General features: G+C 60.8%; 28 protein-coding genes. 19 read left to right on the top strand and 9 right to left on the bottom strand.

Going from position 1 to position 26,258, the window contains the following annotated elements; all coding sequences use genetic code 11:
• Window positions 1–21 precede the first annotated feature (21 nt).
• Complete coding sequence (locus JNO51_RS13710) at window positions 22–348, bottom strand: YhbY family RNA-binding protein (RefSeq protein ID WP_215778249.1); 327 nt, start codon at window positions 346–348, stop codon at window positions 22–24.
• Window positions 349–435: 87 nt separating this feature from the next.
• Between JNO51_RS13710 and rlmE the strand changes: the two genes are divergently transcribed.
• From rlmE to glmM, 4 genes are all read left to right on the top strand, one after another.
• Window positions 436–1,053, top strand: a complete 618-nt coding sequence (rlmE, locus tag JNO51_RS13705) for a 23S rRNA (uridine(2552)-2'-O)-methyltransferase RlmE (protein WP_215778247.1) — start codon at window positions 436–438, stop codon at window positions 1,051–1,053.
• Window positions 1,054–1,266: 213 nt separating this feature from the next.
• Entirely contained in the window at window positions 1,267–3,153 is a 1,887-nt protein-coding gene (ftsH, locus tag JNO51_RS13700; protein ID WP_215778245.1) for an ATP-dependent zinc metalloprotease FtsH, read from the top strand.
• A gap of 54 nt (window positions 3,154–3,207) precedes the next feature.
• Window positions 3,208–4,035 carry a dihydropteroate synthase gene (folP, locus tag JNO51_RS13695; RefSeq protein ID WP_371822844.1) on the top strand — a complete coding sequence of 276 codons (828 nt, stop codon included), beginning with the start codon at window positions 3,208–3,210 and terminating at the stop codon, window positions 4,033–4,035.
• A gap of 20 nt (window positions 4,036–4,055) precedes the next feature.
• The gene (gene glmM / locus JNO51_RS13690) at window positions 4,056–5,393 is read left to right on the top strand and encodes a phosphoglucosamine mutase (RefSeq protein WP_215778243.1); all 1,338 of its coding nucleotides are present in this window, start codon (window positions 4,056–4,058) and stop codon (window positions 5,391–5,393) included.
• Window positions 5,394–5,454: 61 nt separating this feature from the next.
• On the opposite strand, the gene alr is transcribed toward glmM, so the two are convergent.
• Window positions 5,455–6,528, bottom strand: coding sequence for an alanine racemase (gene alr / locus JNO51_RS13685; protein WP_215778241.1), 1,074 nt, complete (start codon window positions 6,526–6,528; stop codon window positions 5,455–5,457).
• Between the two features lie 108 nt (window positions 6,529–6,636).
• Here alr and JNO51_RS13680 point away from each other — a divergent pair, with 108 nt between their 5' ends.
• Window positions 6,637–7,296 carry a DedA family protein gene (locus JNO51_RS13680; protein ID WP_215778238.1) on the top strand — a complete coding sequence of 220 codons (660 nt, stop codon included), beginning with the start codon at window positions 6,637–6,639 and terminating at the stop codon, window positions 7,294–7,296.
• Window positions 7,297–7,303: 7 nt separating this feature from the next.
• Here the strand turns inward: JNO51_RS13680 and JNO51_RS13675 are convergent, their stop codons facing one another.
• Window positions 7,304–7,633 (bottom strand): FKBP-type peptidyl-prolyl cis-trans isomerase, encoded by a 330-nt coding sequence (locus JNO51_RS13675; protein WP_215778236.1) that lies wholly within the window; start codon window positions 7,631–7,633, stop codon window positions 7,304–7,306.
• A gap of 142 nt (window positions 7,634–7,775) precedes the next feature.
• Here JNO51_RS13675 and JNO51_RS13670 point away from each other — a divergent pair, with 142 nt between their 5' ends.
• Together JNO51_RS13670 and JNO51_RS13665 are read left to right on the top strand one after the other, a co-directional pair.
• Window positions 7,776–8,558 (top strand): DUF2189 domain-containing protein, encoded by a 783-nt coding sequence (locus tag JNO51_RS13670; protein WP_215778233.1) that lies wholly within the window; start codon window positions 7,776–7,778, stop codon window positions 8,556–8,558.
• Window positions 8,559–8,606: 48 nt separating this feature from the next.
• On the top strand, window positions 8,607–9,557 hold the full coding sequence (locus JNO51_RS13665) for a D-2-hydroxyacid dehydrogenase (protein WP_215778213.1): 951 nt from the start codon (window positions 8,607–8,609) through the stop codon (window positions 9,555–9,557).
• 33 nt (window positions 9,558–9,590) lie between these two features.
• Here JNO51_RS13665 and JNO51_RS13660 read toward each other — a convergent pair whose 3' ends face one another.
• The gene (locus JNO51_RS13660) at window positions 9,591–10,061 is read right to left on the bottom strand and encodes a DUF1841 family protein (protein ID WP_215778211.1); all 471 of its coding nucleotides are present in this window, start codon (window positions 10,059–10,061) and stop codon (window positions 9,591–9,593) included.
• Between the two features lie 54 nt (window positions 10,062–10,115).
• Between JNO51_RS13660 and JNO51_RS13655 the strand changes: the two genes are divergently transcribed.
• Window positions 10,116–10,598, top strand: coding sequence for a glutathione peroxidase (locus tag JNO51_RS13655; protein ID WP_215778208.1), 483 nt, complete (start codon window positions 10,116–10,118; stop codon window positions 10,596–10,598).
• Window positions 10,599–10,665: 67 nt separating this feature from the next.
• On the opposite strand, the gene trmB is transcribed toward JNO51_RS13655, so the two are convergent.
• Together trmB and JNO51_RS13645 are read right to left on the bottom strand one after the other, a co-directional pair.
• Complete coding sequence (gene trmB, locus JNO51_RS13650) at window positions 10,666–11,352, bottom strand: tRNA (guanosine(46)-N7)-methyltransferase TrmB (protein ID WP_215778205.1); 687 nt, start codon at window positions 11,350–11,352, stop codon at window positions 10,666–10,668.
• 34 nt (window positions 11,353–11,386) lie between these two features.
• Entirely contained in the window at window positions 11,387–12,280 is an 894-nt protein-coding gene (locus JNO51_RS13645) for an NAD-dependent epimerase/dehydratase family protein (protein WP_215778203.1), read from the bottom strand.
• A gap of 35 nt (window positions 12,281–12,315) precedes the next feature.
• Between JNO51_RS13645 and JNO51_RS13640 the strand changes: the two genes are divergently transcribed.
• The 3 genes from JNO51_RS13640 to JNO51_RS13630 all read left to right on the top strand — a co-directional run bounded on the left by JNO51_RS13640 (window position 12,316) and on the right by JNO51_RS13630 (window position 16,173).
• Window positions 12,316–13,344 carry a CDP-6-deoxy-delta-3,4-glucoseen reductase gene (locus JNO51_RS13640; RefSeq protein ID WP_215778200.1) on the top strand — a complete coding sequence of 343 codons (1,029 nt, stop codon included), beginning with the start codon at window positions 12,316–12,318 and terminating at the stop codon, window positions 13,342–13,344.
• A 491-nt stretch (window positions 13,345–13,835) separates the two neighbouring features.
• Complete coding sequence (locus JNO51_RS13635) at window positions 13,836–15,068, top strand: arginine deiminase (RefSeq protein WP_215778198.1); 1,233 nt, start codon at window positions 13,836–13,838, stop codon at window positions 15,066–15,068.
• A gap of 100 nt (window positions 15,069–15,168) precedes the next feature.
• Window positions 15,169–16,173 (top strand): ornithine carbamoyltransferase, encoded by a 1,005-nt coding sequence (locus JNO51_RS13630; RefSeq protein ID WP_215778195.1) that lies wholly within the window; start codon window positions 15,169–15,171, stop codon window positions 16,171–16,173.
• A 55-nt stretch (window positions 16,174–16,228) separates the two neighbouring features.
• Here JNO51_RS13630 and JNO51_RS13625 read toward each other — a convergent pair whose 3' ends face one another.
• The 3 genes from JNO51_RS13625 to JNO51_RS13615 all read right to left on the bottom strand — a co-directional run bounded on the left by JNO51_RS13625 (window position 16,229) and on the right by JNO51_RS13615 (window position 19,296).
• A complete protein-coding gene (locus JNO51_RS13625; RefSeq protein WP_215778192.1) occupies window positions 16,229–17,287 on the bottom strand; it encodes a patatin-like phospholipase family protein in 1,059 nt (352 codons plus the stop codon).
• A gap of 138 nt (window positions 17,288–17,425) precedes the next feature.
• On the bottom strand, window positions 17,426–17,983 hold the full coding sequence (locus tag JNO51_RS13620) for an adenine phosphoribosyltransferase (RefSeq protein ID WP_215778188.1): 558 nt from the start codon (window positions 17,981–17,983) through the stop codon (window positions 17,426–17,428).
• A 17-nt stretch (window positions 17,984–18,000) separates the two neighbouring features.
• Window positions 18,001–19,296, bottom strand: a complete 1,296-nt coding sequence (locus tag JNO51_RS13615; protein WP_215778185.1) for an NCS2 family permease — start codon at window positions 19,294–19,296, stop codon at window positions 18,001–18,003.
• 168 nt (window positions 19,297–19,464) lie between these two features.
• Here JNO51_RS13615 and gmk point away from each other — a divergent pair, with 168 nt between their 5' ends.
• The 8 genes from gmk to dnaG all read left to right on the top strand — a co-directional run bounded on the left by gmk (window position 19,465) and on the right by dnaG (window position 26,219).
• Window positions 19,465–20,091, top strand: a complete 627-nt coding sequence (gmk, locus tag JNO51_RS13610) for a guanylate kinase (RefSeq protein ID WP_215778183.1) — start codon at window positions 19,465–19,467, stop codon at window positions 20,089–20,091.
• A gap of 63 nt (window positions 20,092–20,154) precedes the next feature.
• Complete coding sequence (gene rpoZ / locus JNO51_RS13605; protein ID WP_215778180.1) at window positions 20,155–20,361, top strand: DNA-directed RNA polymerase subunit omega; 207 nt, start codon at window positions 20,155–20,157, stop codon at window positions 20,359–20,361.
• Window positions 20,362–20,383: 22 nt separating this feature from the next.
• Window positions 20,384–22,540 carry a bifunctional (p)ppGpp synthetase/guanosine-3',5'-bis(diphosphate) 3'-pyrophosphohydrolase gene (locus JNO51_RS13600; RefSeq protein WP_215778177.1) on the top strand — a complete coding sequence of 719 codons (2,157 nt, stop codon included), beginning with the start codon at window positions 20,384–20,386 and terminating at the stop codon, window positions 22,538–22,540.
• Window positions 22,541–22,545: 5 nt separating this feature from the next.
• On the top strand, window positions 22,546–22,749 hold the full coding sequence (gene thiS / locus JNO51_RS13595) for a sulfur carrier protein ThiS (RefSeq protein ID WP_215778174.1): 204 nt from the start codon (window positions 22,546–22,548) through the stop codon (window positions 22,747–22,749).
• Between the two features lie 7 nt (window positions 22,750–22,756).
• Window positions 22,757–23,566 carry a thiazole synthase gene (locus tag JNO51_RS13590; protein WP_371822934.1) on the top strand — a complete coding sequence of 270 codons (810 nt, stop codon included), beginning with the start codon at window positions 22,757–22,759 and terminating at the stop codon, window positions 23,564–23,566.
• A 110-nt stretch (window positions 23,567–23,676) separates the two neighbouring features.
• Complete coding sequence (gene rpsU, locus JNO51_RS13585) at window positions 23,677–23,889, top strand: 30S ribosomal protein S21 (protein ID WP_133678739.1); 213 nt, start codon at window positions 23,677–23,679, stop codon at window positions 23,887–23,889.
• A 101-nt stretch (window positions 23,890–23,990) separates the two neighbouring features.
• A complete protein-coding gene (locus JNO51_RS13580; protein WP_215778171.1) occupies window positions 23,991–24,437 on the top strand; it encodes a GatB/YqeY domain-containing protein in 447 nt (148 codons plus the stop codon).
• A 15-nt stretch (window positions 24,438–24,452) separates the two neighbouring features.
• Window positions 24,453–26,219, top strand: coding sequence for a DNA primase (gene dnaG / locus JNO51_RS13575; RefSeq protein ID WP_215778170.1), 1,767 nt, complete (start codon window positions 24,453–24,455; stop codon window positions 26,217–26,219).
• Window positions 26,220–26,258: the final 39 nt, after the last annotated feature.

Below are 26,258 nucleotides of genomic sequence, written 5' to 3'. Positions count from 1 at the left end.
GGCCGACTGGCCCGTTGCGGATCAAGGCGCTGCTTTCAGCGCCTTCTTGCTTTTTGGCAGCACGATGCGCTGCTTGTCGGACGGTCGCCAGATGACCAGCAGCTTGCCGATATGCTGTACCGGTGCGGCGTCGAGCTGATCACAGATCTGCTCGAACATGGCGATGCGCGCGTCGCGGTCATCGCCCTGCACGCGGATCTTGATCAGTTCGTGAGCGTCCAGGCTGATGGCGATTTCACGCATCACCGACTCGGACAGACCCTGGTTGCCGATCATCACCACCGGATCGACACCATGAGCCAGACCCTTGAGGTACTGGCGCTCAAAGGTAGCAAGTTCAATTTTCATGTATGGGTAAATTCCTGACTAAAAGCGGATTTTACTAGAATTTAGTCATAATCCCAATCACTTGCCAGAAACAACGAGCCATCCAGTATGAAACGAAGCAAATCCAGCAATGCCTGGCTGCAGGAACATGTGAACGATCCTTATGTGCACATGGCACAGAAAGACGGCTATCGCGCCCGTGCGGCGTACAAGCTGCTGGAAATCAACGAGAAAGACAAACTGATTCGCCCGGGTACCGTGCTGGCTGATCTGGGCAGTGCCCCGGGCAGCTGGTCGCAGGTGGCGGCGCGTATCGTCGGCGATCAGGGGCGGGTGTTCGCCCTGGATATCCTGCCGATGGATCCGGTGCCGGGGGTGAACTTCATTCAGGGAGACTTCCGCGAGGAAGAAGTGCTGGAGCAGTTCATCGAGCTGCTCGACGGCCGGGCACTGGATCTGGTGATCTCCGACATGGCGCCGAATATCTCCGGCATGAGCAGTATTGATCAGGCGCGCAGCTTCCTCCTGACCGAGCTGGCTCTGGACTTCGCCCGCGATCACCTCAAGCCGGGCGGGCATTTCCTGGTCAAGGTTTTCCAGGGCAGCGAGTTCCAGGCCTATATGAAAGCCATGCGCGAACTGTTCGGCGAAGTGCTGACACGCAAGCCCAAGGCCTCGCGCGATCGCTCCAGCGAGGTCTATCTGCTGGGTCGTGGCCGGCGCTGAGCTTGCAATTTGCCTACTCAGCCCAATATCTGACAACGGAACGACAATCCGGCATGCCGCGTGAAGTTTTCGCACGTGCCTGTGGCGATGAAAGCCCGGTGGATACTGTCATTGCGCTTGGTCGCATGTGACGACGCTGACATTAAGCGCGCCGGGGGTTACAATCCGAATCAATCGGAAACCAGCAAGTAGGGCACAGAGGAGTCCGCGCGAGTGAACAATATCGGCAAAAATATCGCCATCTGGATCATTATTGGTGTTGTGCTGATGACGGTATTCAATCAGCTCAACAAAAAGCAGGAAACACAGGACCTGGTTGTTTATTCCCAGTTCATTAGCGACGTCGAATCCGGCAAGGTCACCAACCTGACCATCGAGGGCAATCCCCTGCGCGGCCAGTGGCTCAAGGGCAAGCGTGCCGACGGTTCGACCTTCACCACCTACGCGCCCTACGACCCGCAGCTGGTGGATGACCTGATCAAGAACAACGTTCGCTTTGCCGCCAAGCCGGAAGAAGAACCGAGCATGCTGATGAACATCTTCATCAGCTGGTTCCCGATGCTGCTGCTGATCGGCGTCTGGGTCTTCTTCATGCGCCAGATGCAGGGTGGTGGCAAGGGCGGTGCCTTCTCGTTCGGCAAGAGCAAGGCACGCATGCTGGACCAGGACAGCAATACCGTCACCTTCGCCGATGTCGCCGGTTGCGACGAGGCCAAGGAAGAGGTCAAGGAAATCGTCGATTACCTGCGCGACCCGAGTCGTTACCAGAGCCTGGGTGGCCGCATCCCGCGCGGCATCCTGCTGTGCGGTAGCCCGGGTACCGGTAAAACCTTGCTGGCCAAGGCGATTGCCGGTGAGGCCAAGGTCCCGTTCTTCAGCATCTCCGGTTCCGATTTCGTGGAAATGTTCGTCGGTGTCGGTGCCGCCCGTGTGCGCGACATGTTCGAACAGGCGAAGAAGAGCTCGCCCTGCATCATCTTCATTGATGAAATCGACGCTGTCGGTCGTCAGCGTGGCGCCGGTCTCGGCGGTGGCAACGACGAGCGCGAACAGACACTGAACCAGTTGCTGGTGGAGATGGACGGTTTCGATACCAACACGACCGTCATCGTGATTGCCGCCACCAACCGTCCGGACGTGCTGGACCCGGCGCTGCAGCGTCCCGGCCGCTTTGACCGCCAGGTCGTGGTTCCGCTGCCGGATATCCGCGGTCGCGAGCAAATTCTGTCGGTGCACATGCGCAAGGTACCGATTGCCGCCGACGTCGAAGCCACCATCATTGCCCGCGGTACCCCGGGTTTCTCCGGTGCCGATCTGGCCAATCTGGTGAATGAAGCCGCCCTGTTCGCCGCACGCCGCAACAAGCGTCTGGTCGACATGGAAGACTTCGAGGCAGCCAAGGACAAGATCATGATGGGCGCCGAGCGCAAGTCGATGGTCATGAACGAGGACGAGAAGCGCAATACCGCCTATCACGAGTCCGGTCATGCGGTCGTCGCCAAGCTGCTGCCCAAGACTGATCCGGTCCACAAAGTCACCATCATCCCGCGTGGCCGTGCCCTGGGCGTGACCATGCAGCTGCCGGAAGAAGACCGTTACGCCTACGATCGTGAATATCTGCTCAATCGGATTGCCATCCTGTTTGGTGGCCGCATTGCCGAAGAGCTGTTCATGAACCAGATGACCACCGGCGCTTCCAACGACTTCGAGCGCGCCACCCAGATGGCACGCGACATGGTCACCCGTTACGGTATGTCCGATCGCCTCGGTCCGATGGTGTATGGCGAGAACGAGGGCGAGGTCTTCCTCGGCCGCTCGATCACCACCCACAAGAATCTGTCTGAAGCCACCATGCAGCTGGTTGACCAGGAGATCCGCCGCGTGATCGACGAGCAGTACAGCCTGGCCCGTCGCCTGCTGGAGGAAAACCGCGACAAGGTGGAAGCCATGACCGCTGCGCTGCTCGAATGGGAAACCATCGATGCCGGCCAGATCAACCAGATCATGGCAGGCGAAGTGCCGACCGCGCCGCAGGGCATGGCGGCACTGGGCAAGAACGACAATCCTCCGCCGGCCGATCTGGCGCCGGTGGCTTCCTGATCTTCTCATGCAGACTGGCGGGGGTTCCCCGCCAGTCTTTCCATTTTGACTGCCATGATGCAATGCGGCCGTTTCCAGCTTGATCTGTCCCGTCCCCTGGTGATGGGCATTCTCAATGTCACGCCTGATTCGTTTTCCGACGGTGGCCGGTTCGACGCGCCCGATGCGGCACTGGCGCAGGCCGAACGGCTGTTGGCCGAGGGCGCCGACCTGCTGGATATCGGTGGCGAATCGACACGTCCCAATGCGCCCTTTGTCAGCCCGCAGCAGGAGATGGACCGGGTATTGCCGGTTCTGGCACGGCTGCAGGGGTGCGGTGTGCCCCTGTCGCTGGATACCCGGCGCAGCGAGGTGATGCGCGAGGCGCTGACCATCGGCATCGATCTCATCAATGACGTATCGGCGCTGGAAGACGAGGGCGCCGTGGCGCTGATGGCCGACTGCGAGGCCGGGATCTGCCTGATGCACAAGCAGGGCAATCCGGACACCATGCAGCACGATCCGCACTATCAGGATGTGGTGGACGAGGTCGGCAGCTATCTGCAACGGCGCGTGGCGCTGTGCCTGGATGCCGGCATCGCCCGCGAGCGTCTGCTGGTGGACCCGGGCTTCGGCTTCGGCAAGACCCTGGCGCACAACCTGGCGCTGTTGCGCGCCTTGCCGCAGCTGCAGGCGCGCGCCGGTGTGCCCCTGCTGGTCGGCCTGTCGCGCAAGTCGATGCTGGGTGCCATCACCGGAGAGCGCGTGGCCAGCGAGCGTCTCGGGGCCAGCGTGGCCGTCGCGATGGAATCGGCACGCCGCGGTGCCGCGGTGATCCGGGTACATGATGTCAAGGCAACACGCCAGGCACTGCAAGTGCTGGCCGCGTTGCAGCAAGAATAACCTTGAGCAGGATGAATACGATGTCTCGCAAATACTTTGGCACCGATGGGGTGCGTGGCGAAGTCGGCCAGTTTCCGATTACTCCCGAGTTTGTCCTCAAGCTCGGTTATGCCGCCGGCCGCGTGCTGGTCAATCATGATCGCGACCAGCATCCGACGGTCCTGATCGGCAAGGACACCCGCATTTCCGGCTATATGCTGGAAGCGGCTCTGCAGGCCGGCTTTACCGCCGCCGGGGTCAATGTGCTGCTCACCGGGCCGCTGCCGACCCCGGGCATTGCCTACCTGACACGCGCATTGCGTTTGTCGGCCGGGGTCATGATCTCGGCCTCGCACAACCCCTTCCACGATAACGGCATCAAGTTCTTCGCCGAAGGCGGCATCAAGCTGGATGACCGCATTGAGCTGGAAATTGAAGCCATGCTGGACGAGCCGCTGGAAACCAAGCCCTCGACCGGGCTGGGACGTGCCCGTCGCATTGAAGGCGCGGCCGAGCGCTATATCGAATTCTGCAAGAGCAGCTTCCCCAATGATCGCGATCTGAGGGGCCTCAAGCTGGTGGTCGACTGCGCCCATGGCGCGACCTACCACATTGCCCCCAAGGTGTTCCACGAACTGGGCGCCGAGGTCATCGTCATCGGTGGCGAGCCGAACGGCTACAACATTAACGACAAGGTAGGGGCCACCCATACCAAGACCCTGCAGGCGGCCGTGCTGCAGCACGAGGCCGACTTCGGCATCGCGCTGGATGGCGATGGCGACCGCCTGATGATGGTGGACCGCACGGGGCGGGTTTATGACGGCGACCAGCTGATCTATGTGATCGCCAAGGCGCGGGCTGCGCGGGGTGAACTCAAGGGTGGCATTGCCGGTACCGTGATGACCAATCTGGGCATGGAGCTGGCACTGAAGAAGCAGGGCGTCGAATTCGGCCGGGCCAAGGTGGGTGACCGCTACGTGCTGGAGATGCTGCACGCCAATGGCTGGCAGGTCGGCGGCGAAGCTTCCGGTCACATCCTGTGTCTGGACAAGCACAGCACCGGCGATGGCATCATTTCCGCCCTGCAGGTACTCAACAGCCTGCGCGAGCTGTCCGCCGATCTGGCCGGTATCTGTGCCGACTGGCAGCCCTTCCCGCAGACCCTGATCAACGTCCGCCTCAAAGGCCAGGACTGGAAGCAGGCGGCACAGGAGACCTTGGCTCAGGCAGAAACCGCACTGGCCGGTCATGGCCGGGTGGTATTGCGCCCGAGCGGGACCGAACCGGTGGTGCGGGTGATGGTCGAAGCCGATGCCGCCGAACTGGCCGACAAGTGGGCTCGCGCCATCGCCGCCGCCATCGAGGCGGCCGCTGCCTGATCCTGGCCAGCGGTCAGGCCGTTGTCCGCGACGACGGCCTGACTGACGGGCGCTCAGGTGCTCAGACGTAGATCTTGGGAACCCGCAGGGTCACGCCGCACATCAGCTCGTAGGCCAGGGTGCCGACCGCTGCCGCGACGTTTTCCAGCGGAATGTCTTCCCCCCACAACACCACGCGACTGCCGACGCCGGCCTGTTCGATGTGGCTGATGTCCACCGCCAGCATGTCCATCGACACCCGGCCCACTGTGCCGGAGCGAATGCCGTCGATGCTGACCGGTGTGCCGTTCGGTGCAATGCGCGGATAGCCGTCAGCATAGCCGCAGGCGACGATGCCGATGCGCATCGGCTTGTCGGCCGTGAAGCGGCAGCCATAGCCGACATTGTCGCCGGGCTGCAGGTACTGCACGGCGATGATGTCGGCCGAGAGGGTCATGGCCGGAATCAGCCCCAGATCGCGCCCGGTCTGCCCTTCGAACGGCGAGCAGCCATACAGCGTGATGCCGGGACGTACCCGGTCGCAGTGAGTGTGCGGATGATGGAACACGGCAGCGGAGTTGGCGGCACTGACGGCCAGACCCGATTCACGGGCGATGGGCTCGAAGCGCTGCCACTGATCCGCCACGCCGCGTTCGTCATCGGCACTGGCAAAGTGGGTCATGATGGTCGACAGCTGGACATCCGGCATGTTGCGCAGTTGCTGGAGCGCCAGGCGGACCTGGCGCGGCTGGAAGCCAAGGCGGTTCATGCCGCTGTTGACCTTCAGCCAGGCGTCAAACTGGCCATGACGGAAATGGGCATCGGCCAGCCAGGCCAGCTGATGCTCGCTATGGATGGCGCCGGCAATGCCGTGTGCGGCCATCAGAATGGTTTCCTGCTTCTCGAAAGGGCCTTCCAGCAGCGCGAGCGGCTGGCGGATGCCGGCCTTGCGCAGCGCCAGCGCGTCTTCGAGATTCAGCATGGCAAAGCCATCTGCCTCCTCGGCCAGTGCAGTGGCGACCTCCATGGCACCATGGCCATAGGCATTGGCCTTGATGACGGCATAGGCCTGGCTGCCCGGGGCCTGATGGCGGGAATGGCGGTAGTTATGCTTGATGGCGGAGAGGTTGATCTCAACGCGAATGGGGCGAGTCATGTTCGGGGTATCGTCACAGTAGGTGTGTTATTATATTCTCCTCTTGCCTTGCTGGGGCATTGTCCATCAGCACTTTCTTGTCATGAGGGCGGAGTCAGGCAACGGTAGATGGATATTCTTCAGATTCTGATCGACTTCTTCACCGGTTACGGCTATCTGGCCGTGTTCACGGTGTTGCTGCTGTGCGGTTTCGGTGTGCCGATTCCCGAGGATATTACCCTGGTGGCGGGTGGCATCATTTCCGGTCTGGGGTATACCAATGTCCACACGATGTTCTTCGTCGGCATGCTGGGTGTGCTGATCGGTGATGGGGCCATGTTCCTGCTCGGCCGCCGGCTGGGCAAACGGGTGCTGAAGTTCCGGCCGATCGCCCGCATTCTGACCCCGGCGCGTTTCCGTGCCGTCCAGCAGCAGTTCTCCCGCTACGGCCACTGGGTGCTGTTCGTGGCCCGTTTCCTGCCCGGACTGCGCTCACCGATTTTCATCACGGCCGGCATGACCCGCCGTGTGCCTTACTGGCGTTTCCTGCTGCTCGATGGTTTTGCCGCGCTGATCTCGGTCCCCCTGTGGGTGTACATGGGCTATTACGGTGCCGCCAACCGCGACGTGCTGCTGACCTGGATCCACCGCGGTCAGGCCGGCATCCTCACCCTGGCTGTCGGCGGGGTGCTGCTGGGGATCTACCTGATCCGCCGTGCCCGCAAGAAGCGTGCGGCGGCAGAGGCCCGCCTCAAAAACACCTCACCCGCCGAAGCGGGTGATCAGTGAATCGCGCTCAGTCGATTTTCAGCAGCTCGACTTCAAAGACCAGTACGGCGTTCGGCGGAATCACCCCGCCGGCGCCACGTGCCCCATAGCCCAGTTCCGGCGGGATGGTCAGCTTGCGGACGCCGCCGACCTTCATGCCTGCCACGCCCTGATCCCAGCCTTTGATCACATGCCCGGCCCCCAGCGGAAAGCTGAACGGCTGAAAGCGGTCCTTGCTCGAGTCGAATTTCTTGCCATCCGTCAGCCAGCCGGTGTAATGCACGGTGACTTCCTTGCCCGGCGTGGCTTCGGCGCCTTCGCCAACGGTGATGTCTTCGATGATCAGTTCAGTGGTCATGATGTGTTCCGTGGAAATGAATAAGCGAAGCGGATTGTAGCAGGCCATGGCTTACCCTGTTGTATTCGCGGCTTGTTTTTCCGCGGCCAAACCATAACAATCAAATCAGCAGCCATCCTTTTCCGACCGTTCTGGAGGTGCCATGGAGCTGACCCATGATTCCGTCACCGAGCACGTCATCATTCGCGAAGTCCTGCCAGGCCGGATCCGGCACTGGCTGCAGCTGGCGCTGGAGGATCTGCAGCGCGCCTCGGCCGATGCCTTGTTTTATGGGGCGATCTTCGTGCTGATGGGCTATGCCGCTACCGGCTTCTTCTCCGCCACGCCGCTGGTGGTGCTGATTTTGTCTTCGCTGTTCCTGCTGACCGGGCCGTTCATGGCCATCGGCCTGTATGACCTGGCGCGCCAGCGCGAAGGGATCAAGCGGCACGGGCAGGTCTCGCTGTGGCGCAGTCTGCTGGCCTGGCGCCACAATCTGCAGGGCATCTCGCTCTATGCGGCCATGCTGGCGGTGCTGGCCTTCTGCTGGTTCCGGCTGTCGCTGCTGCTGTTTACCCTGTTTTTTGGTGCCGCCATGCTGCCATCCCTTGGCGACATCCTGTTGCACCTGTCGCGCACGCCCAATGCCGCTTTTTTGCTGAGCTACTTTGCCGCCGGCCTGCTGTTTGCCCTGGTGGCTTTCGTCGCCAGTGTCATTGCCGTGCCGATGATGCTGGACAAGGAGGTCGACACCATGACCGCCATGCTCATCAGCCTGCGGGTGGTGCAAAAGAACATCAAGACAATGACATGGTGGGCCGCTATCATCGTGGTATTGACTGGTATCGGCCTGGCGACCTACCTGATCGGTCTGGTGTTCACCATGCCTCTGATCGCTCTCGCCAGCTGGCACGCCTACCGCGATACCGTCTCCTACCAATATTGAGGCAGATCCGCCCGGGCCGGGTCTGCGACCCGACCCGAGGTGCGATGCATGACCGTCCAGATTGTTTTTCCCGATCGTGACAGCCTGCCTGTCGAACTGCCTGCCTTTGCCTTCCCCCACCAGTTGCAGTGTCATGGCGAAACCGCTCCGGCCCAGTTGCTGGAGCGTTGTGCAGACGCCGAGGTGCTGATCGTCAACAAGGTGCCGCTGCGGCGTGAACTGCTGCAGCAATTGCCCAAGCTCAGGCTGATCGCCGTGGCCGCGACCGGGGTGAATAATGTGGATCTGGCTGCCTGCCACGAGCAGGAAATTGCCGTGTGCAACGTCCGCCATTACGGCGACGACACGGTGGCAGAGCATGCCTTCATGCTGATGCTGGCGCTGGCGCGCAATCTGCCCTACTACCGCCAGGCCGTCCTGGCCGGCGAGTGGGCACGTTCGCGCCAGTTCTGCCTGTATGGCGAGCCCGTGCGCGACCTGGCTGGGCGTACGCTGGTCATCATCGGCTCCGGCGGGATCGGTCAGGCGCTGGCCGTCCGCGCCCGGGCGTTTGGCATGCAGGTGGTTTTCGCCGAGCGCCGGGGCGTCTCCACGCCAAGGCCTGGTTACTGTCTGTTTGAGGACGGTTTGCGTCGTGCCGACGTGCTGTCGCTGCACTGTTTGCTGACGCCGGAGACCCGCGGGCTGATCGATGCGGCGGCGCTGTCGCTGATGCGTCGAGATGCGCTGCTGATCAATACCGCCCGCGGCGAACTGGTGGATGAGGCGGCCTTGCTGGCGGCCCTGCAGGGCGGCAGGCTGGGCGGGGCAGGGTTGGACGTGCTGAGTGTCGAGCCGGCGCCGGAAGACCACATTCTGAGCCGCGTCGCGCTGCCCAATCTGATCGTCACGCCGCATGTGGCCTGGGCCAGTCAGCAGGCGATGACACGGCTGGCACAGCAGGTGGTGGACAATGTCAGTTCGTATTACGCCGGCAATTTGCAAAACCGGGTGGTGTGAGGCTGGACCTGTCCACGCAGCGGGGACAGGCGGCTAGAGTTCGTCCAGCGTCGGGCGCGGGGTCTCTTCCGCGCCCATGCCCAGCCTGGCGCGTACTGCGCTCAGGTAGACGTTGACGTCCGGCGGGGTGTGGTTGCGCTGCGACTGCCAGATCATCTCGGCCAGGCAGTCCATCATGGCGTGCTGCGCAGCATGTTCGTCCCCCAGGCGCAGCGCCAGTTGCGCATACAGCGAGCGAATGCCAAACGGCTGATCGATCGAACGCTGCTCCTCGATGGCCATGTGCAGGCTCATGTGCAGGAAAGGATTGGTCTGGCCAAGCTCCGGCGGCCATTCCTGCTCCAGATATTGCTCCGGATTGTCGAGGATCGGGTGATATTCCGGGTGCGCCAGCAGGATTCCCAGGGTCAGGCGTTCGAGATCTGCCAAAGTTTCTTGCGCTTTATGCTTCGACCAGATATCAAAAAAAAAGCGACGCGCGTCCTGACGGCTTGGGTTGAACATGGGGAACGACCTGAGAAAAACGGGAAACCGGATTATACGCGATGGAGAGATGCCATGCCCACGTTCCATGATTTCAGCGCCGAGACCGGAGAGGGTGGCCAGCAGTCCCTGGCGCTTTATGCCGGCAAGGTCGTGCTGGTCGTCAATACCGCCAGCGAGTGCGGCTATACACGGCAATATGCCGGCCTGCAGGAGCTGCAGCAGCACTTCAGTCTGTCGCCGTTTAGCGTGCTGGCCTTTCCCTGCAACCAGTTCGGTGCGCAGGAGCCGGGCAGTCATGCCGACATCGTCTCCTTTTGCCAGACGCGCTTTGCCGTGACGTTCCCGGTGATGGCCAAATGTGAGGTCAACGGCCCGGGGGCCAGCCCCTTGTGGCAATGGCTGACCGGTGCCGCCGGCGACTACCCGCAGCCGGTGAAGTGGAACTTCACCAAATTCCTCATCGATCCGCAGGGGCGGCTGGTCAAGCGCTTCGAGCCAGCGGTCGAGCCCTATGAACTGGTAGAAGATATCCATCGCCTGCTGCGGCGCCCCTGAGGCAAAGGCGTGAAAAATGCCGCTGGCAGTCTGGCTGCGAGCGGCATGGTTTTGCTGGGCAGGACACTCAGCCCTTGCGCTGGAAAATCACATCCCAGACACCATGACCGAGGCGGATGCCGCGCAGCTCGAACTTGGTCAGCGGGCGGTAATCCGGCCGCGGCGAATAGCCTTCGGCGACACTATTGGCCAGCAGCGGCTCAGCGCTGAACACTTCCAGCATTTGCTGGGCATACTCCTCCCAGTCGGTGGCTGCGTGCAGATAGCCGCCGGGACGCAGCTTGGTGGCCAGTTTGGCAATCAGCGGCGACTGGATCAGGCGGCGCTTGTGGTGCCGCTTCTTCGGCCAGGGATCGGGGAAGAAAATATGAATGCCGTCCAGGCAGCCATCGGCCAGCATATTGTCGATGACCTCGACTGCATCGTGGCGGATCAGGCGCAGATTGCTCAGTTGCTTCTCATTGATCAGCTTGAGCAGGTTGCCGACACCGGGGGAGTGTACCTCGATGCCGAGATAATCGCGGTCAGGATTCTGCTCGGCGATCTCCGCCGTGGCCGTGCCCATGCCGAAGCCAATCTCGAGAATCTTGGGCGCGCTGCGTCCGAACGCCTGCGTCAGGTCGAGCACTGCCGGCTGATACTCGATGCCCCAGCGCGGCATGCCTTCGTCCATGGCGCGCTTCTGCGCTGCAGACAGGTGACCTTGCCGCAGGACAAAGCTGCGAATATGCCGTTGAAAATCCGGGTTTTCCATCGTATTGAGCGCCAAAATCGAAAAACAGCTGATGTTACCGAAACTTGGCCTGCAGGGCGAGGGCATCGTCCGCGACCGCCAGAAAATCATGCACCGTGTGGTATTGCAGCACGTCGCCCAGCTCGCGCTTGAGCCGGCCATTGTCCAGTTGCCGCGATTCGGTCAGAAAGGAAGCCTGCATCGGGCTGAGCACCTGCAGCAGTTCGGCCATCGGCAGACGTGTCACCCGCGCCAGGCCGAAGCGGTCGGCCAGCAGATCGAACCAGTCGCCGAAGGGCAGGGGCAGATCGTCGCAGGCGTTATACACCCTGATCCCACCTTCTCGTCGCAGCGCCCGTACACACAGTCGTGCCAGATCATCGGCATGGATGTGATTGCCGAAACCATCCTGTTCGCGAATGGCCGCCGGGGTGCCGGCACGCAGCCGGTCCAGCGGCAGGCGATCCTCGGCATAAATCCCCGGCGCACGCAGCACCGTCACCGTCATCGGCCAATGTGCGGCCTGGCGCAGGGCGGCTTCGGCGGCAATGCGGCGCAGGGCACGCGGCGTGCGGGCGGCCAGCGGCGTACATTCCGTCACCCTTCTGCCTTGCTGGTCGCCGTAGACACCTGAAGTGCTGATGTAGACAAAACGCTGTGGTATGCTGATGGTTTTTCTCAGCGCAGACAATAGCTTAACCAGGCGAGGATCCTGCTGGCCGTGCAGCGGCGGCGGGGCGGTGTACAGTACCGCCTGGGCCAGTCCGGCCAGACGTCGCAGACTGCGGGCATCGTCCAGATCGGCCAGCACCGGCAGGACGCCGAGTTCACGGGCGCGACGTTGTTGATCGGCGCCGCGTACCAGCGCCACGATCCGCCAGTGACCGCGCAGCAGCGGTATGGCACGGCGGGCGACATCGCCCAGGCCGGCTATCAGTAATGTTTGCATGCTCAATATTTTAGCGAATTCAGGGTAAGGGCAAGATGGTATCTCAAGTCAAAGTGCAACCGAGTGGGCATGAGTTTGGTGTCGAAGCGCACGAAACCATTCTTGAGGCGGCATTGCGCCAGAATATCGGCCTGCCGTACGGCTGCCGCAACGGCGCCTGCGGTGCCTGCCGCGGCAAGGTCGTCAGTGGCGAGGTGAGCACCGAAGGATATGCCGATTCGGCGCTGTCGGAGCAGGATCGTGTGCAGGGCTACACGCTGTTTTGCTGTGCCCGTCCGCAAGGCGATCTCACCATCGAGGCCAACGTGCTCAGCAGCGCCGGCCAGATTCAGATCAAGACCCTGCCGTGCCGTGTCGAAACCATCGAAAAAATCCACGACGTGGCAGTGCTGCGCCTGAAATTGCCGGTTTCAGAGCGTCTGCAGTTCATGGCCGGCCAGTACATCGACATCCTGATGAAAGATGGCAAGTCGCGCAGTTTCTCCATCGCCAATGCCCCGCACGATGATGCCTTCATCGAACTGCATATCCGTCACCAGCCTGGCGGTTCTTTCTCCGAGTATGTGTTCAATCAGATGAAGGAGCGCGAAATCATGCGCTTCAAGGGGCCGATGGGCTCGTTCTTCCTGCGCGAAGACTCGGACAAGCCGATCATTCTGGTGGCCAGTGGCACCGGCTTTGCCCCGATCAAGGGGATTGTCGAGCATGCCCTGTTCACCGGCAGCCAGCGTCCGATGGTGCTCTACTGGGGCGCCCGTACCAAGCCGGATCTCTATATGGCATCCCTGGCCGAGCAGTGGCAGGCAGCGCATCCGGACTTGTTCCGCTTTGTGCCGGTGTTGTCGGAAGCCCGTGTCGAAGACGCCTGGACCGGCCGGACCGGCTTCGTGCATCAGGCGGTGCTGGATGACTTTGCCGACCTGTCCGGCCATCAGGTTTACGCTTGCGGCGTGCCGGTGATGGTCGAGGCCGCGCATCGCAGCTTTATCGCCGAGCGCGGCTTGCCGGAGAGCGAGTTCTTCTCCGATGCCTTCTTCCTGGCCAAGGACATGCAGGGCAAATAAAAAGCGGCTTTTTTGTCTTGCCCAAATGCGACCCGGAATATCTGTTTCGGGTCGCTTTTTTTATGCGTCATTCCGGCTGATTGGTGCACTGCAGCGAATGACGGCGTGAATAAGCCTGCCTGTCCCTTTGTGCAGTGTTTGAGTCTTTGGTCTAGCCTAAGTGGATGAAATTCAAGGGTAAATAGACGGTTTCTCTGGTGGGAAACAGGCCGGTTTTTGTACGTGGAAAACAGGCTTTCGCTATCTATATTGAATAAATCTGTGATTGATCAAGTCGTAAAGTCATGATGGTCTGCTATCTTCAAGCTGAGTCACGGCTATCTTAACGTTTCATTATTTAATAATATTGCTGCCATGAGCATGAGCCGGGCCTTCAGGCCAGCCATGTGCGCCGGGAAATGCGGTTTCCTGGCCGCAATCTACACCCCGCAAAGCGGTCGCCGGGCGGTGATCGCCAAAACCAATTTGGATGTAAGTCCAAGGAGTGCAACATGACCAAGTTTGGTGTCCATTCTGAATGCGGCAAGCTGCGAAGTGTTCTCGTCAGCCGTCCTAATCTGGCGCACAAGCGTCTGACCCCGGGCAACTGTGACAGCATGCTGTTTGATGATGTGATCTGGGTTGAGCGTGCGCAGCAAGACCATGCCTTCTTCGTCGAACAAATGCGTTCGCGTGGCATTGAAGTGGTCGAGCTGATGGATGCCCTGGCCAAGGTGATGGATGACAAGGCCGGTCGTGCCTGGGTGCTGGATCGCAAGGTCAAGGCCGACAACGTCGGCATCGGCATGCAAAAGGAACTGCGTGCCTGGCTGGATGAAATGCCGTCTGCTCAACTGGCTGAACACATGATTGGCGGTATCGCCAAGTTCGAACTGCCGTTCGACGCCAAGGGCCTGTTCGGTGGCTATCTGGATCGTTCCGACTTCGTGCTGCCGGCTGTGCCGAACATTCTGTTCCAGCGCGATACCACCTGCTGGATGTACGAAGGTGTGACCCTGAACCCGATGTACTGGCCGGCTCGCCGCCAGGAAACCCTGCTGCTGCAAGCTGTGTACAAGTTCCATCCGTACTTTGCCGGCAAGGTGAACGTATGGTGGGGCGACAGCGACACGGATTATGGCCTGGCCACCCTGGAAGGCGGCGACGTGATGCCGATCGGCAACGGCGTGGTCCTGATCGGCATGGGCGAACGCACCAGCCCGCAAGCCGTGGTACAAGTGGCTCGCAACATTCTGGGCAAGGAAGGCGGCGCGACCCGCGTCATCGCCTGCCAGATGCCGAAGAGCCGTGGTGCCATGCACCTGGATACCGTGTTCAGCTTCCTCGACATCGATCTCATCTCGGTGTTCCCGGACGTGGTCGACGAAATCGTCTGCACCAGCATGTACCAGGGTGACAAGGCCGGTGAAGTCCGCTTCGAGCGTCACGAAGGCAAGCATCTGCTGGAAGTGGTTCGCGAAGCCCTGGGCCTGAGCGAAATCCGCGCCCTGGAAACCGGTGGCGACGCTTACCAGCGCGAACGCGAACAGTGGGATGACGGCAATAACGTCGTGGCCCTGGACCGTCGTGTGGTCGTGGCTTACGACCGCAACACCCATACCAACCGCCTGATGCGCGAGCATGGTGTGGAAGTGATCGAGATCCCGGCCGCCGAACTGGGCCGTGGCCGTGGTGGTGGTCACTGCATGACCTGCCCGCTGATCCGCGACGAAGTAAAAATCTAAATCCGAATAGGGTGCAGGGAGTGGCACTCGGGCAGCAAAAACGCCCGCCACTCCCTTTTGACGCCCGGTAGTCAGCAATCAACAGCTTTAGGAGCGATACATGGCTTTCAATCTGCGCAACCGTCATTTTCTGAAGATGCTGGACTTCACCCCGCGTGAAATCCGCTACATGCTGGACCTGGCCCGTGACCTGAAGCGCGCCAAGTACAACGGTACCGAGCAGCAACACCTGAAGGGCAAGAACGTTGCCCTGATCTTCGAAAAGACCTCGACCCGTACCCGCTGTGCGTTCGAAGTGGCCTGCTATGACCAGGGCGCGCACGTGACCTACCTCGGCCCGTCCGGCTCGCAGATCGGTCACAAGGAATCGATGAAGGATACCGCCCGCGTTCTGGGCCGCATGTACGATGCCATCGAATACCGTGGCTTCAGCCAGGAAATGGTTGAGAAGGAACTGGCTGCCTACGCTGGTGTGCCGGTGTACAACGGTCTGACCGACGAATTCCACCCGACCCAGATGCTGGCCGACGTGCTGACCATGTGGGAAAACAGCGACAAGCCGCTGTCCCAGATCAGCTACACCTACATGGGTGACGCCCGCAACAACATGGGTAACTCGCTGCTGGTGATCGGTTGCAAACTGGGTATGCACGTACGCATCGGTGCGCCGAAGCACCTGTGGCCGACCGACGAACTGGTTGCCGAGTGCAAGAAGATCGCCGCTGAAACCGGCGCCCGCATCACGCTGACCGAAGATCCGGTCGAAGCCGTGAAGGGTACCGACTTCGTTCACACTGACGTCTGGGTGTCGATGGGCGAGCCGGAATCGGCCTGGAAGGAACGTATCGACCTGCTGAAGCCGTATCAGGTCAACATGGCGCTGATGAAGGCCAGCGGCAACCCGAACGTGAAGTTCATGCACTGCCTGCCGGCGTACCACAACAAGGAAACCAAGATCGGTCAGTGGGTCTTCGAGACCTTCGGTCTGGACGGCGTGGAAGTGACCGAAGACGTCTTCGAGTCGCCGATGGCCCTGCAGTTCGAACAAGCTGAAAACCGCATGCACACCATCAAGGCGATCCTGGTCGCCACTTTGGGTGACTGATCGCGGCTGATCGGCAAGATGACAACCCGGACAGATTCTGTCCGGGTTTTTTCATTTACAGCCCCAGCGCTTCGGCATGCTGCTTGCAGAATGCATGGCCGGTTTCATACCCAATGTCGTACAGCCGTGCCAGATTGCTGTGCGACCAGTCCAGTTCGTGCAGGTTGTCGCTGGCACTCATGCGCTCCTCGAAATTGACCCGCAGCAGTTCACAACGTGGTTTGCCAGTGGCCGGATCGACATTGTGCAGCGCCTGGAAAAGCTTCAGGTCATCCCGTGCCAGTTCGGTCAGTGGCACGATGATCGACTGCACCCAGGCGTCGTAAAGGTCGCGCGGCGGATGCAGAATGCGCTCGCTGCCCAGCACGTCAAACACCACGACGCTGTCGATCGGCGCGGTATGACGCTGGAACAGCCCCTTGAAATTCAGTGTGTCGAGTGCGGCGCCTTCGATGTAGTAGTCGCCATTGAGCAGGTAGGGCGGATAGAGGAAGGGGAAGGACATGGCGGCCAGAAACTGTGCCTTGCCGATTTCGGTCTTGTCCCAGCTGTCCATGCGCCGCTGGCTCAGGTTGTAGGCACTGAGATAGAACTGCGGACCGCTGTCGGCCAGGGCGTCGAAGTCCACCACACTGTCGATGAAGGGGACGTGCGCGCACAGGCCGGTGCTGTCTGCGCTCAGATTGCTCGGGCACAGGGAGGCCAGCATCAGTTGCGTCCAGTCGTTCACAAAACGTGCCGCCTCGCTGCTGTCCTGTTGTTGCCTCAGTGCGGCCAGCAGCGGATTGGCCGCGCACAGCTGGCGCCAGAAATCAGCCAGCAGGCCGGGCTTGTTGAACACTTTGTAGTTGACGGGAAACTGCGCATAAATGGCGTCATCCACCCCCATGTCGATCAGGGCCCGCAGGGCGGCGCGCGGATCGCCCGATCTGGGCGCACTGTAGAGCAGGCCAATCAGGGCTCCTGCGCCCGAGGTCGAGATCAGTTCGAAACGTACCTGGCGATCGATAAAGGCTTCCAGCGCGCCTGCCATCAGGGTGGCATTGGGTGCGCCCCCGCCGAGGATCAGGGCGACGGATTTGGGATTGGCGGACGGCTTGCGCACGGGGGTCATGACTTGACTCCTGATTGGAATGAGCTCAAGTCATTATGTAGCAGGGGTGGTTAAAATAACAATGTCATTTGTGCGAGTGCAGCAAGGATTTTTATGGCATGAAAAAAGCCGCCTGGCGGCGGCTCTTTTCCGGCTGGCTCACAGGCCTTCAAATTCGCACACGGTAAATAGCGGCAGCCCTTCCCGACGGATCAGCTGACTGCCCCCCAGTTCCGGCAGATCGATGATCGCCGCGGCTTCCAGGACATCTGCGCCCAGTTTCTTGAGCAGCTTGTAGCCGGCGATCATGGTGCCGCCGGTGGCGACCAGGTCGTCGATCAGCACCACGCGGTCGCCCTGCTTGCAGGCGTCGGTATGCATCTCGACCGTGGCGTTGCCGTATTCCAGCACATATTCTTCGGCCACCGTGGTGTAGGGCAGTTTGCCCTTCTTGCGGATCGGGACGAAGCCGATGTTCAGTTCATAGGCCAGTACCGAGCCGATGATGAAACCACGTGCGTCCAGCCCGGCAATCAGGTCAACCTGTTCGGACATGTAGCGGTGCACGAACAGATCGATCAGCACCCGGAAGGATTTCGGGTTCTGCAGCAGGGGCGTGATGTCGCGGAACATCACGCCTTCGTGCGGCCAATCGGGGACGGTACGGATCCAGCCCTTGAGGTAGCTGGCATAATCCAGGTTGCTTAGATTTTCCATACCGTCATTGTACCCAATCAGAAGAGTGCCAGCTTGAAAATCCACAGGGCGGCGATGATGACCACGGCCGGTTTCAGATCGCGGTAGCGGCCAGCCAGGATCTTGATCACGGCGTAGCTGATGAAACCGAAGGCGATGCCGTCAGCAATCGAGAAGGTGAACGGCATGGCCAGTGCAGTCATCACGGCCGGGGCCGATTCGGTCAGGTCGTGCCACTCGATTTCCGCCAGGCCGCGAGCCATCAGCACGGCGACATAGCACAATGCCGGCGCGGTGGCATAAGCCGGTACCGTCTTGGCCAGCGGCGACAACCACAGGCAGGCCAGGAACAGGATGGCGACCACGGTGGCGGTGAGGCCGGTACGGCCGCCCACGGCAGTGCCTGCCGCCGACTCGATGTAGGCGGTGGTGGACGAGGTGCCCATCACGGCGCCGGCGGTAATGGCGATGGAGTCGGCCAGCAGGGCGCGCTTCAGGCGCGGCAGCTTGCCATCCTTGTCCAGCAGGCCGGCGCGGTGCGAGACGCCGATCAGCGTACCGGTGGTGTCAAACAGGTCGACGAAGAAGAACACGAACACCACGCCCAGCAGGCCGATGTTGGCCGCGCCATGCAGATCCATCTGCATGAAGGTTGGTGCCATGCTCGGTACCGGGGCCACGATGCCTTCGAACTTCGACAGGCCGAACAGGATCGACAGCGCGGTGACGACCAGAATGCCGATGATGATCGAACCGTGAATGCGGCGATATTCCAGGGCCACGATCAGGAAGAAGCCGAAGATGGCCAGCAGGGTGGTCGGATTGTGCATGTCACCCAGCGTCAGATAGGTCACCGGATGAGCGGCGACGACGCCGGCGTTCTTCAGTGCAATGATCGCCAGGAACATGCCGACACCGGCCGAGATGGCAAATTTCAGCGACTGCGGAATGGCGTTGACGATGGCCTCGCGTACCTTGAACAGGCTGACCGCCAGGAAGACCAGGCCGGAGATGAAGACCGCACCGAGGGCGACCTGCCAGTGCACGCCCATCCCCTTGACGACGGTAAAGGTGAAGTAGGCGTTCAGACCCATGCCCGGGGCCAGGGCCATCGGGTAGTTAGCCACCAGGCCCATGATGGCGGTACCCAGCGCGGCAGCCAGGCAGGTGGCGACGAAGACGGCGTTCAGGTCCATGCCGGTCGAGGACAGGATCAGCGGGTTGACCAGGACGATGTAGGCCATGGTCAGGAAAGTGGTAAACCCGGCCAGCACTTCCGTCTTGACCGTGGTATGGTGTTCTTTCAGTTTGAAAAAACTTTCCAGTAACTGCATTGGTATTCGCTCCCTCTACGTCATTGCATAACAACAAAGGGCGTGATTCTAAGCGGTAAGTTGGTGATTTTCCTAAACTTTGACGTGAAAATACCTGCCTGGATTCCATCGGTTAGCGATTTGTGATATCCTGAAAAATTATATTTTTACTGGGTGTTGCGGCTGATCATGACACAGGCAAGCGGCACGATTTTCATCGTTGTGGCCCCTTCCGGGGCAGGAAAGACTTCGCTGGTCGCGGCCCTGCTGGAGGCCGAGCCGAGCGTTTGCCTGTCTGTCTCCCATACCACGCGTGCGGCGCGTGAAGGCGAGATCGACGGCAAGCATTATCACTTCATCTCGCATGCCGAGTTCGAGACCATGATCCGCCAGGGTGATTTCCTCGAGTATGCCGAGGTGTACGGCAATTATTACGGCACCAGTAGCGGCTGGATCCGCTCGCGTCTGGCCGAGGGTCAGGACATCTTGCTGGAAATCGACTGGCAGGGTGCGCGCCAGGTGCGCAAGGTCTTCCCCGAGGCGGTGGGCATCTTCATTGTGCCGCCCTCGATCGAAGAGCTGGAGCGCCGCCTGCGCGGCCGGGCAACCGATAGTCCCGAGGTCATCGAGCGCCGTCTGGCCTCGGCGCGCAACGAGATCGACATGATCCCGGAATACGACTACATGGTGGTCAATGAGAATTTTGAGCGTGCACGGCTGGATCTGATCAGCATCGTGCGTGCCCAGCGGCTGCGCACTCCGGTGCAACGGCTGCGTTTTGCCGACAAACTGGCCCATATGGGAACCCAGCGCTGAGGCGATTGGTTTGCCGCCGGTTTTTCGTTATAGTTTTCATTCATTTTGAGAGAAAGTTCCGACATGGCCCGTATTACTGTAGATGATTGCCTGGACCGTATCACCAACCGCTTCGACCTGACCCTGGCTGCAGCCTACCGCGCCCGTCAGGTCGCTTCCGGTGCCACGGCATTCGTGGATGCCGGTCGTCACAAACCGACCGTGGTTGCCCTGCGCGAAATCGCCGCCGGCCACGTCGGCAAGGAAGTTCTGACCCGTAGCCGCACCTGATCCGGGACGGTAGCACAACCCCATGAATGCCGACGCAGTCTCGCCCATCGATTATCAAGCCATCATCGAGCGCGACGCCGAGGCATTTTTTTCTGCTGCAGCGCGCTATCTGAAACCGGATGATGTCAAGCTGCTGCAGCAGGCCTTCGCCCTCAGTCGCGAGGCGCATGAAGGGCAGACCCGCAAGAGCGGCGAGCCCTACATCACCCATCCGCTGGCCGTGGCCACCATGCTCACCGACTGGCGCATCGACGCCCAGGGGCTGGCCGCCGCGCTGCTGCACGATGTCCTGGAGGACACCGGGGTCAGCAAGCCCACGCTGAGTGAAAAATTCGGTCGTACCATCGCCGATCTGGTCGATGGTCTCTCCAAGCTGGAACGCCTCGAGTATCAGACCCGCGAAACCGCCCAGGCAGAGAATTTCCGCAAGATGGTGCTGGCCATGGCGCGCGATATCCGCGTCATCATCGTCAAGCTGGCCGACCGTCTGCACAATATGCGCACCCTCGATTCGATGCGCGAGGACAAGCGTAAACGCATCGCACTCGAAACCCTGGAGATCTACGCCCCGGTCGCCAACCGCATCGGCCTGAACCGCGTTTACCGCGAGTTGCAGGATCTGGCGTTCAAACATCTGCACTACCACCGCTATCACGTGCTCAACAAGGCTGTGCGGGCCGCGCGCGGCAACCGGCGCGAAGTGGTCAACAAGATCCTGCAGGCGGTGAGCCAGAAGCTGGTGAGCTGTAATATCGAAGCGGTGATCAAGGGGCGCGAGAAAAACCTCTACAGCATCTACAAGAAAATGCAGGAAAAGCACCTGTCGTTTTCCGAGGTGCTGGATATCTACGGCTTCCGCGTGGTGGTCAACGATATTCCGAGCTGCTACCTGGCGCTCGGCGCCCTGCACAGCCTGTACAAACCTATCCCCGGCAAGTTCAAGGATTACATCGCCATTCCCAAGGGCAATGGCTATCAGAGTCTGCATACCACCCTGTTCGGCCCCTATGGCACGCCGGTGGAGATGCAGATCCGTACCCGCGACATGAACCGCGTGGCCGAAGCCGGCGTGGCGTCGCACTGGATGTACAAGAGCGGCGATGCCAGTCTGGATACGGCGCAGCAGCGTACCCATCAGTGGCTGCAGAGCATTCTCGACATCCAGGCGGAAAGCGATGATCCGGTCGAATTTTTCGAACACATCAAGATCGACCTGTTCCCGGACGAAGCCTACGTCTTCACCCCCAAGGGCAAGATCCTGGTGCTGCCGCAAGGCTCGACCCCGGTAGACTTTGCCTATGCGGTTCATACCGATGTCGGTCATCGCTGTATTGCCGCGCGTGTCAACCATGCCCTGGTGCCGCTGCGTACCGTACTGCGCAATGGCGACACGGTGGAAATCATCACCTCGACCCAGGCCAAGCCCAACCCGTCCTGGCTGAGCTTCGTGCAAAGCGGTCGCGCACGCTCCTGCATCCGCAGCTACCTCAAGAGCATGCAGCGCAGCGAGGCCGCCCAGCTGGGCGAGAAAATGCTGCGCCAGGCCGTCGGTGCCCTGGCGGCCGAGCCGCTGCAGATCGACGATGCCCTGCGCGAAGCCTATCTGCGTGAGCACGGCGACAAAATGAGCAGCTTCCAGGACATGCTGGTGGAAATCGGCGTCGGCAAGCTGCTGCCGGTGGTGGCTGCGCGCCGCCTGATCGAACTGGCCGGCGAGCGGCTGGGCGAGGACCTGCACCTGGCGCCGGTCGCCATCCGCGGCAACGAAGGTGGCTCGGTGCAACTGTCCGCCTGCTGCAACCCGATTCCCGGCGATGACATCATCGGCGTGATCACCAAGGGGCAGGGGCTGGTGATTCACCGTTCCGGTTGTCCCAATGCCAAGCGCGCCGATGCCGACAAACTGCTGGCCGTCACCTGGGATGCCCAGAAGGACCGCATGTTCGGCGCGACCATCAGTGTCCTGGCTCGCAAGGAGCGCGGTGCCCTGGCCGAAATCGCCACGGCCATCTCGCTGGCCTCGGCCAATATCGAGGGCGTCGATACCCTCGACACCCATATGGGCGACGACTTCCTGCATATCCACTTCCGCGTGCAGGTCGAAGGGCTGGCACATCTGGAGCGGGTGCTGACCGAAATCGGTCAGGTGAAGTTCGTCCAGCGCGCCGAGAGGAAATGAGTTCGATGCTTGAGTTGAGTATCAATGGCGAAGCCCAGCGCTTCGATAATGTTGCTACCGTGGCCGACCTGATTGCGGCACTGGCACTGGGCGGCAAGCGCATCGCCGTGGAGCTGAACGGTGAAATCGTGCCGCGCAGCCGTCATGCCGAGACCGCGCTGGCGTCGCAGGATGTGCTGGAGATTGTGGTTGCTGTCGGCGGTGGCTGACCGGGAGATCGTGCAAGTGTTGCAAAATGACCAATTGGTGATTGCAGGGAAAAGCTATGATTCCCGCCTGCTGGTAGGGACCGGGAAATACCGTGATTTCCAGCAGACAGCGGACGCTCTGGATGCCTCGGGGTGTGAAATCGTTACGGTGGCCATCCGCCGTGTCAACCTGGGGCAAAACCCTAACGAGCCGAATTTGCTCGACTTTTTGCCTAAAAACCGGTATACATTGCTGCCCAATACGGCGGGCTGCTACAGCGCGGACGAGGCGGTACGTACCCTTCGGCTGGCGCGCGAGCTGCTCGACGATCATCGGTTGGTCAAGCTGGAAGTCCTGGGTGATGCTACCTCGCTGTATCCCAATGTGCGTGAAACGCTGAAGGCTGCCGAAACGCTGGTCAACGAAGGTTTCGACGTGATGGTGTATACCTCCGACGATCCCATTGTGGCCCGCGAACTCGAAGCCATTGGCTGTTGCGCCATCATGCCGCTGGCCAGCCTGATCGGTTCCGGCATGGGAATCATCAACCCGTGGAATCTGGGGTTGATTATTGAATCGGTTAATGTGCCGGTGCTGGTGGATGCCGGTGTCGGTACCGCGTCGGATGCGGCCATTGCCATGGAGCTTGGCTGTGACGGCGTTCTGATGAATACCGCGATCGCGGCAGCAAACGATCCGGTGCTCATGGCGCAAGCCATGAAACAGGCTGTTGAGGCTGGCCGTGCTGCCTTCAGGGCAGGGCGGATGCCTAAACGTTTTTATAGTGCTACACCAAGTTCGCCGAGTCTGGGGGTGATTTCGACCCGCAAGGCATGATGATGTCGCCTTGCACTGTCGTATTCGGGCTTTCATTAAGTCCGTCAATTGGTTACAATATTGGATTATTCGAGCTTTGTGCTCATCTGAATTTTTAAGGATGATGGTTAATGCCTCACATTCGCGTTAAAGAGAATGAGCCGTTTGAAGTTGCAATGCGCCGCTTCAAGCGTTCGGTAGAAAAGACCGGTCTGCTGACCGAACTGCGCGCCCGCGAGTTCTACGAAAAGCCGACCACCGAACGCAAGCGCAAGCATGCTGCTGCCGTAAAGCGCCACTACAAGCGCATCCGCAGCCAAATGCTGCCGCCGAAGCTGTTCTAATCGCTTCGCCATTCGGCAGTCCCGCAGGACCGCAGGTTTAACCTGCGGTTTTGCCGTTTGTACGACCGGTTTTTCGATCCCCCTCATTTGGACAGTCAAGCATGAGTCTCAAAGCCCGTATCCAGGATGATATGAAGGCCGCCATGAAGGCGCGGGAAACCGAGCGCCTGGCGGCCATTCGTTTGCTCATGGCCGCCATGAAGCAGAAAGAAGTCGACGAGCGCATCGAGCTGGACGACGCGGCCATCCTGGCGGTCATCGACAAGATGTGCAAGCAATTGCGCGATTCGATCAGCCAGTACGAAGCCGCGGGTCGCATGGATTTGGTGGAGAAAGAGCGTTTCGAGCTGGAAACCTTGACTACCTATCTGCCGCAGCAACTGAGTGAAGCCGAAATCGATGCCCTGATCGAAGCCGCCGTGCAGCAGTCCGGCGCCGCCTCGATGCAGGACATGGGCAAGGTCATGGGGCTCTTGAAGCCGCAAATGGCCGGCCGCGCCGACATGGGAGCGGTCTCCGCCCGCATCAAGGCCCGGCTGGCGCGCTAAGCGCTGCATGCTGCCGTGATCCCGCAGGATTTCGTCGATCAGTTGCTGACGCGCGTCGACATCGTCGACGTGGTGGATCGCTACGTCCCGCTGAAAAAAGGCGGGCAGAATTACCTGGCGTGCTGCCCCTTCCACAAGGAAAAGTCGCCATCCTTCACCGTCAGCCAGTCCAAGCAGTTCTATCACTGCTTTGGTTGCGGTGCGCACGGCTCCGCCATCGGCTTCGTCATGGAGTATCAGGGGCTGGGCTTTGTCGATGCGGTCAAACTGCTGGCCGAAAGCGTCGGCATGACCGTGCCGCAGGCGGTGCGCAGCCTGGATCCGGTGGCCGAACAGGCCGCCCGCGTACGCCGGCTGTCGCTGGAAGAAGGTCTGCAGCAGGCCGCAGGCTATTACAAGCAGCAACTGAAGTCCTCGCCCAATGCGGTTTCGTACTGCAAGGGCCGCGGCCTGAGCGGCGAAATCGCCGCCCGCTTCGGCCTTGGCTATGCCCCTGATGGCTGGCAGAACCTGGCGGCGATCTTCAGTGACTACCAGGATGAACGCCTGGTGGAGTCCGGACTGGTCATCCAGAACGAAGAAGGACGACGTTACGACCGTTTCCGCGACCGGCTGATGTTCCCGATCCGCAACCAGCGCGGCGGCATCATCGGCTTTGGCGGACGTGTTCTGGGCAAAGGCGAGCCAAAGTACCTCAACTCGCCGGAAACCCCGCTGTTCGAAAAGGGGCGTGAACTCTACGGCCTGTACGAAGCCAGACAGGGCATCCGTGCCCAGAACCGCGTGCTGGTGGTCGAAGGCTATATGGACGTGGTGGCCCTGGCGCAGTACGGCATCGATTACGCCGTCGCGACCCTCGGTACCGCCACCACCGGCGAGCACGTGCGCAAGCTGATGCGCCATGCCGACCACGTGTATTTCTGTTTCGACGGTGACCGCGCCGGCCAGAAAGCGGCCTGGCGTGCGCTGGAAAACAGCCTGCCGCAGCTGCAGGACGGCAAATCGCTACATTTTCTCTTCCTGCCGGAAGAACATGATCCGGACAGTTTTGTCCGAGAACAGGGCAGGGAGAAATTCGAGACACTGTTGCAGGAACAAAGCCTGCCGCTCTCGACCTATTTCACGCGTGAACTGACCACGCGCGTTGACATGAATTCGCCGGAAGGGCGTGCCGACCTGATTCGTCAGGCCATGCCGCTTCTGGCACAGATTGCAGCACCGGCACTTGGCCTGATCATCAAAAAGCGGCTGGCGGAACTCGCCGGCATAGATGTCGATGAATTCGACATGCTGATGGGCAACAAAAAGCCGGAGCGCAAGGGCAAGCGCGAATACCGCTTGCCGGCCGGATCCGTCAGGCCGTCCCAGATGTCCATCGTACGCCGCCAGTTGAAATGGCTGCTGATGAACCCGAACTGGGCCGAAGACGTGCAAATGCCAGACAGCCTGACGCTCTCGGATGACCTGGCCTGTTTTGCCATGCTGGCCGAACGTGCTCGCGAGCACGGAACCGACCTGACCACGGCGCAGCTGATCGAATCCATTCGCGGTACTCCCTGGGAGTCGCTGGTGGATGGTGTGCTGCAGCAGGCCATGCAAGACCCGGAAGAATTCGCTGCACCGGACGACGACGACAGAATGCAGTTTCGCGATGGCAATGAGAAATTGCTGCAACTGCTGCGCGAGGCCGAGCTTGATCGGCTAAAACAGAAGTCCCGGAGCGAGCGATTGACAACGGAAGAATCGAAACTGATGCTCGAATTGCTGAGTCGCAAGACCTGAATTCAACCCATCGGTGCTATACTCAACTGTTTTTTTCGG

This window comes from Paludibacterium sp. B53371, assembly GCF_018802765.1.
Lineage (GTDB): Bacteria > Pseudomonadota > Gammaproteobacteria > Burkholderiales > Chromobacteriaceae > Paludibacterium.
This window is presented reverse-complemented; position numbering and strand designations above follow the sequence as displayed.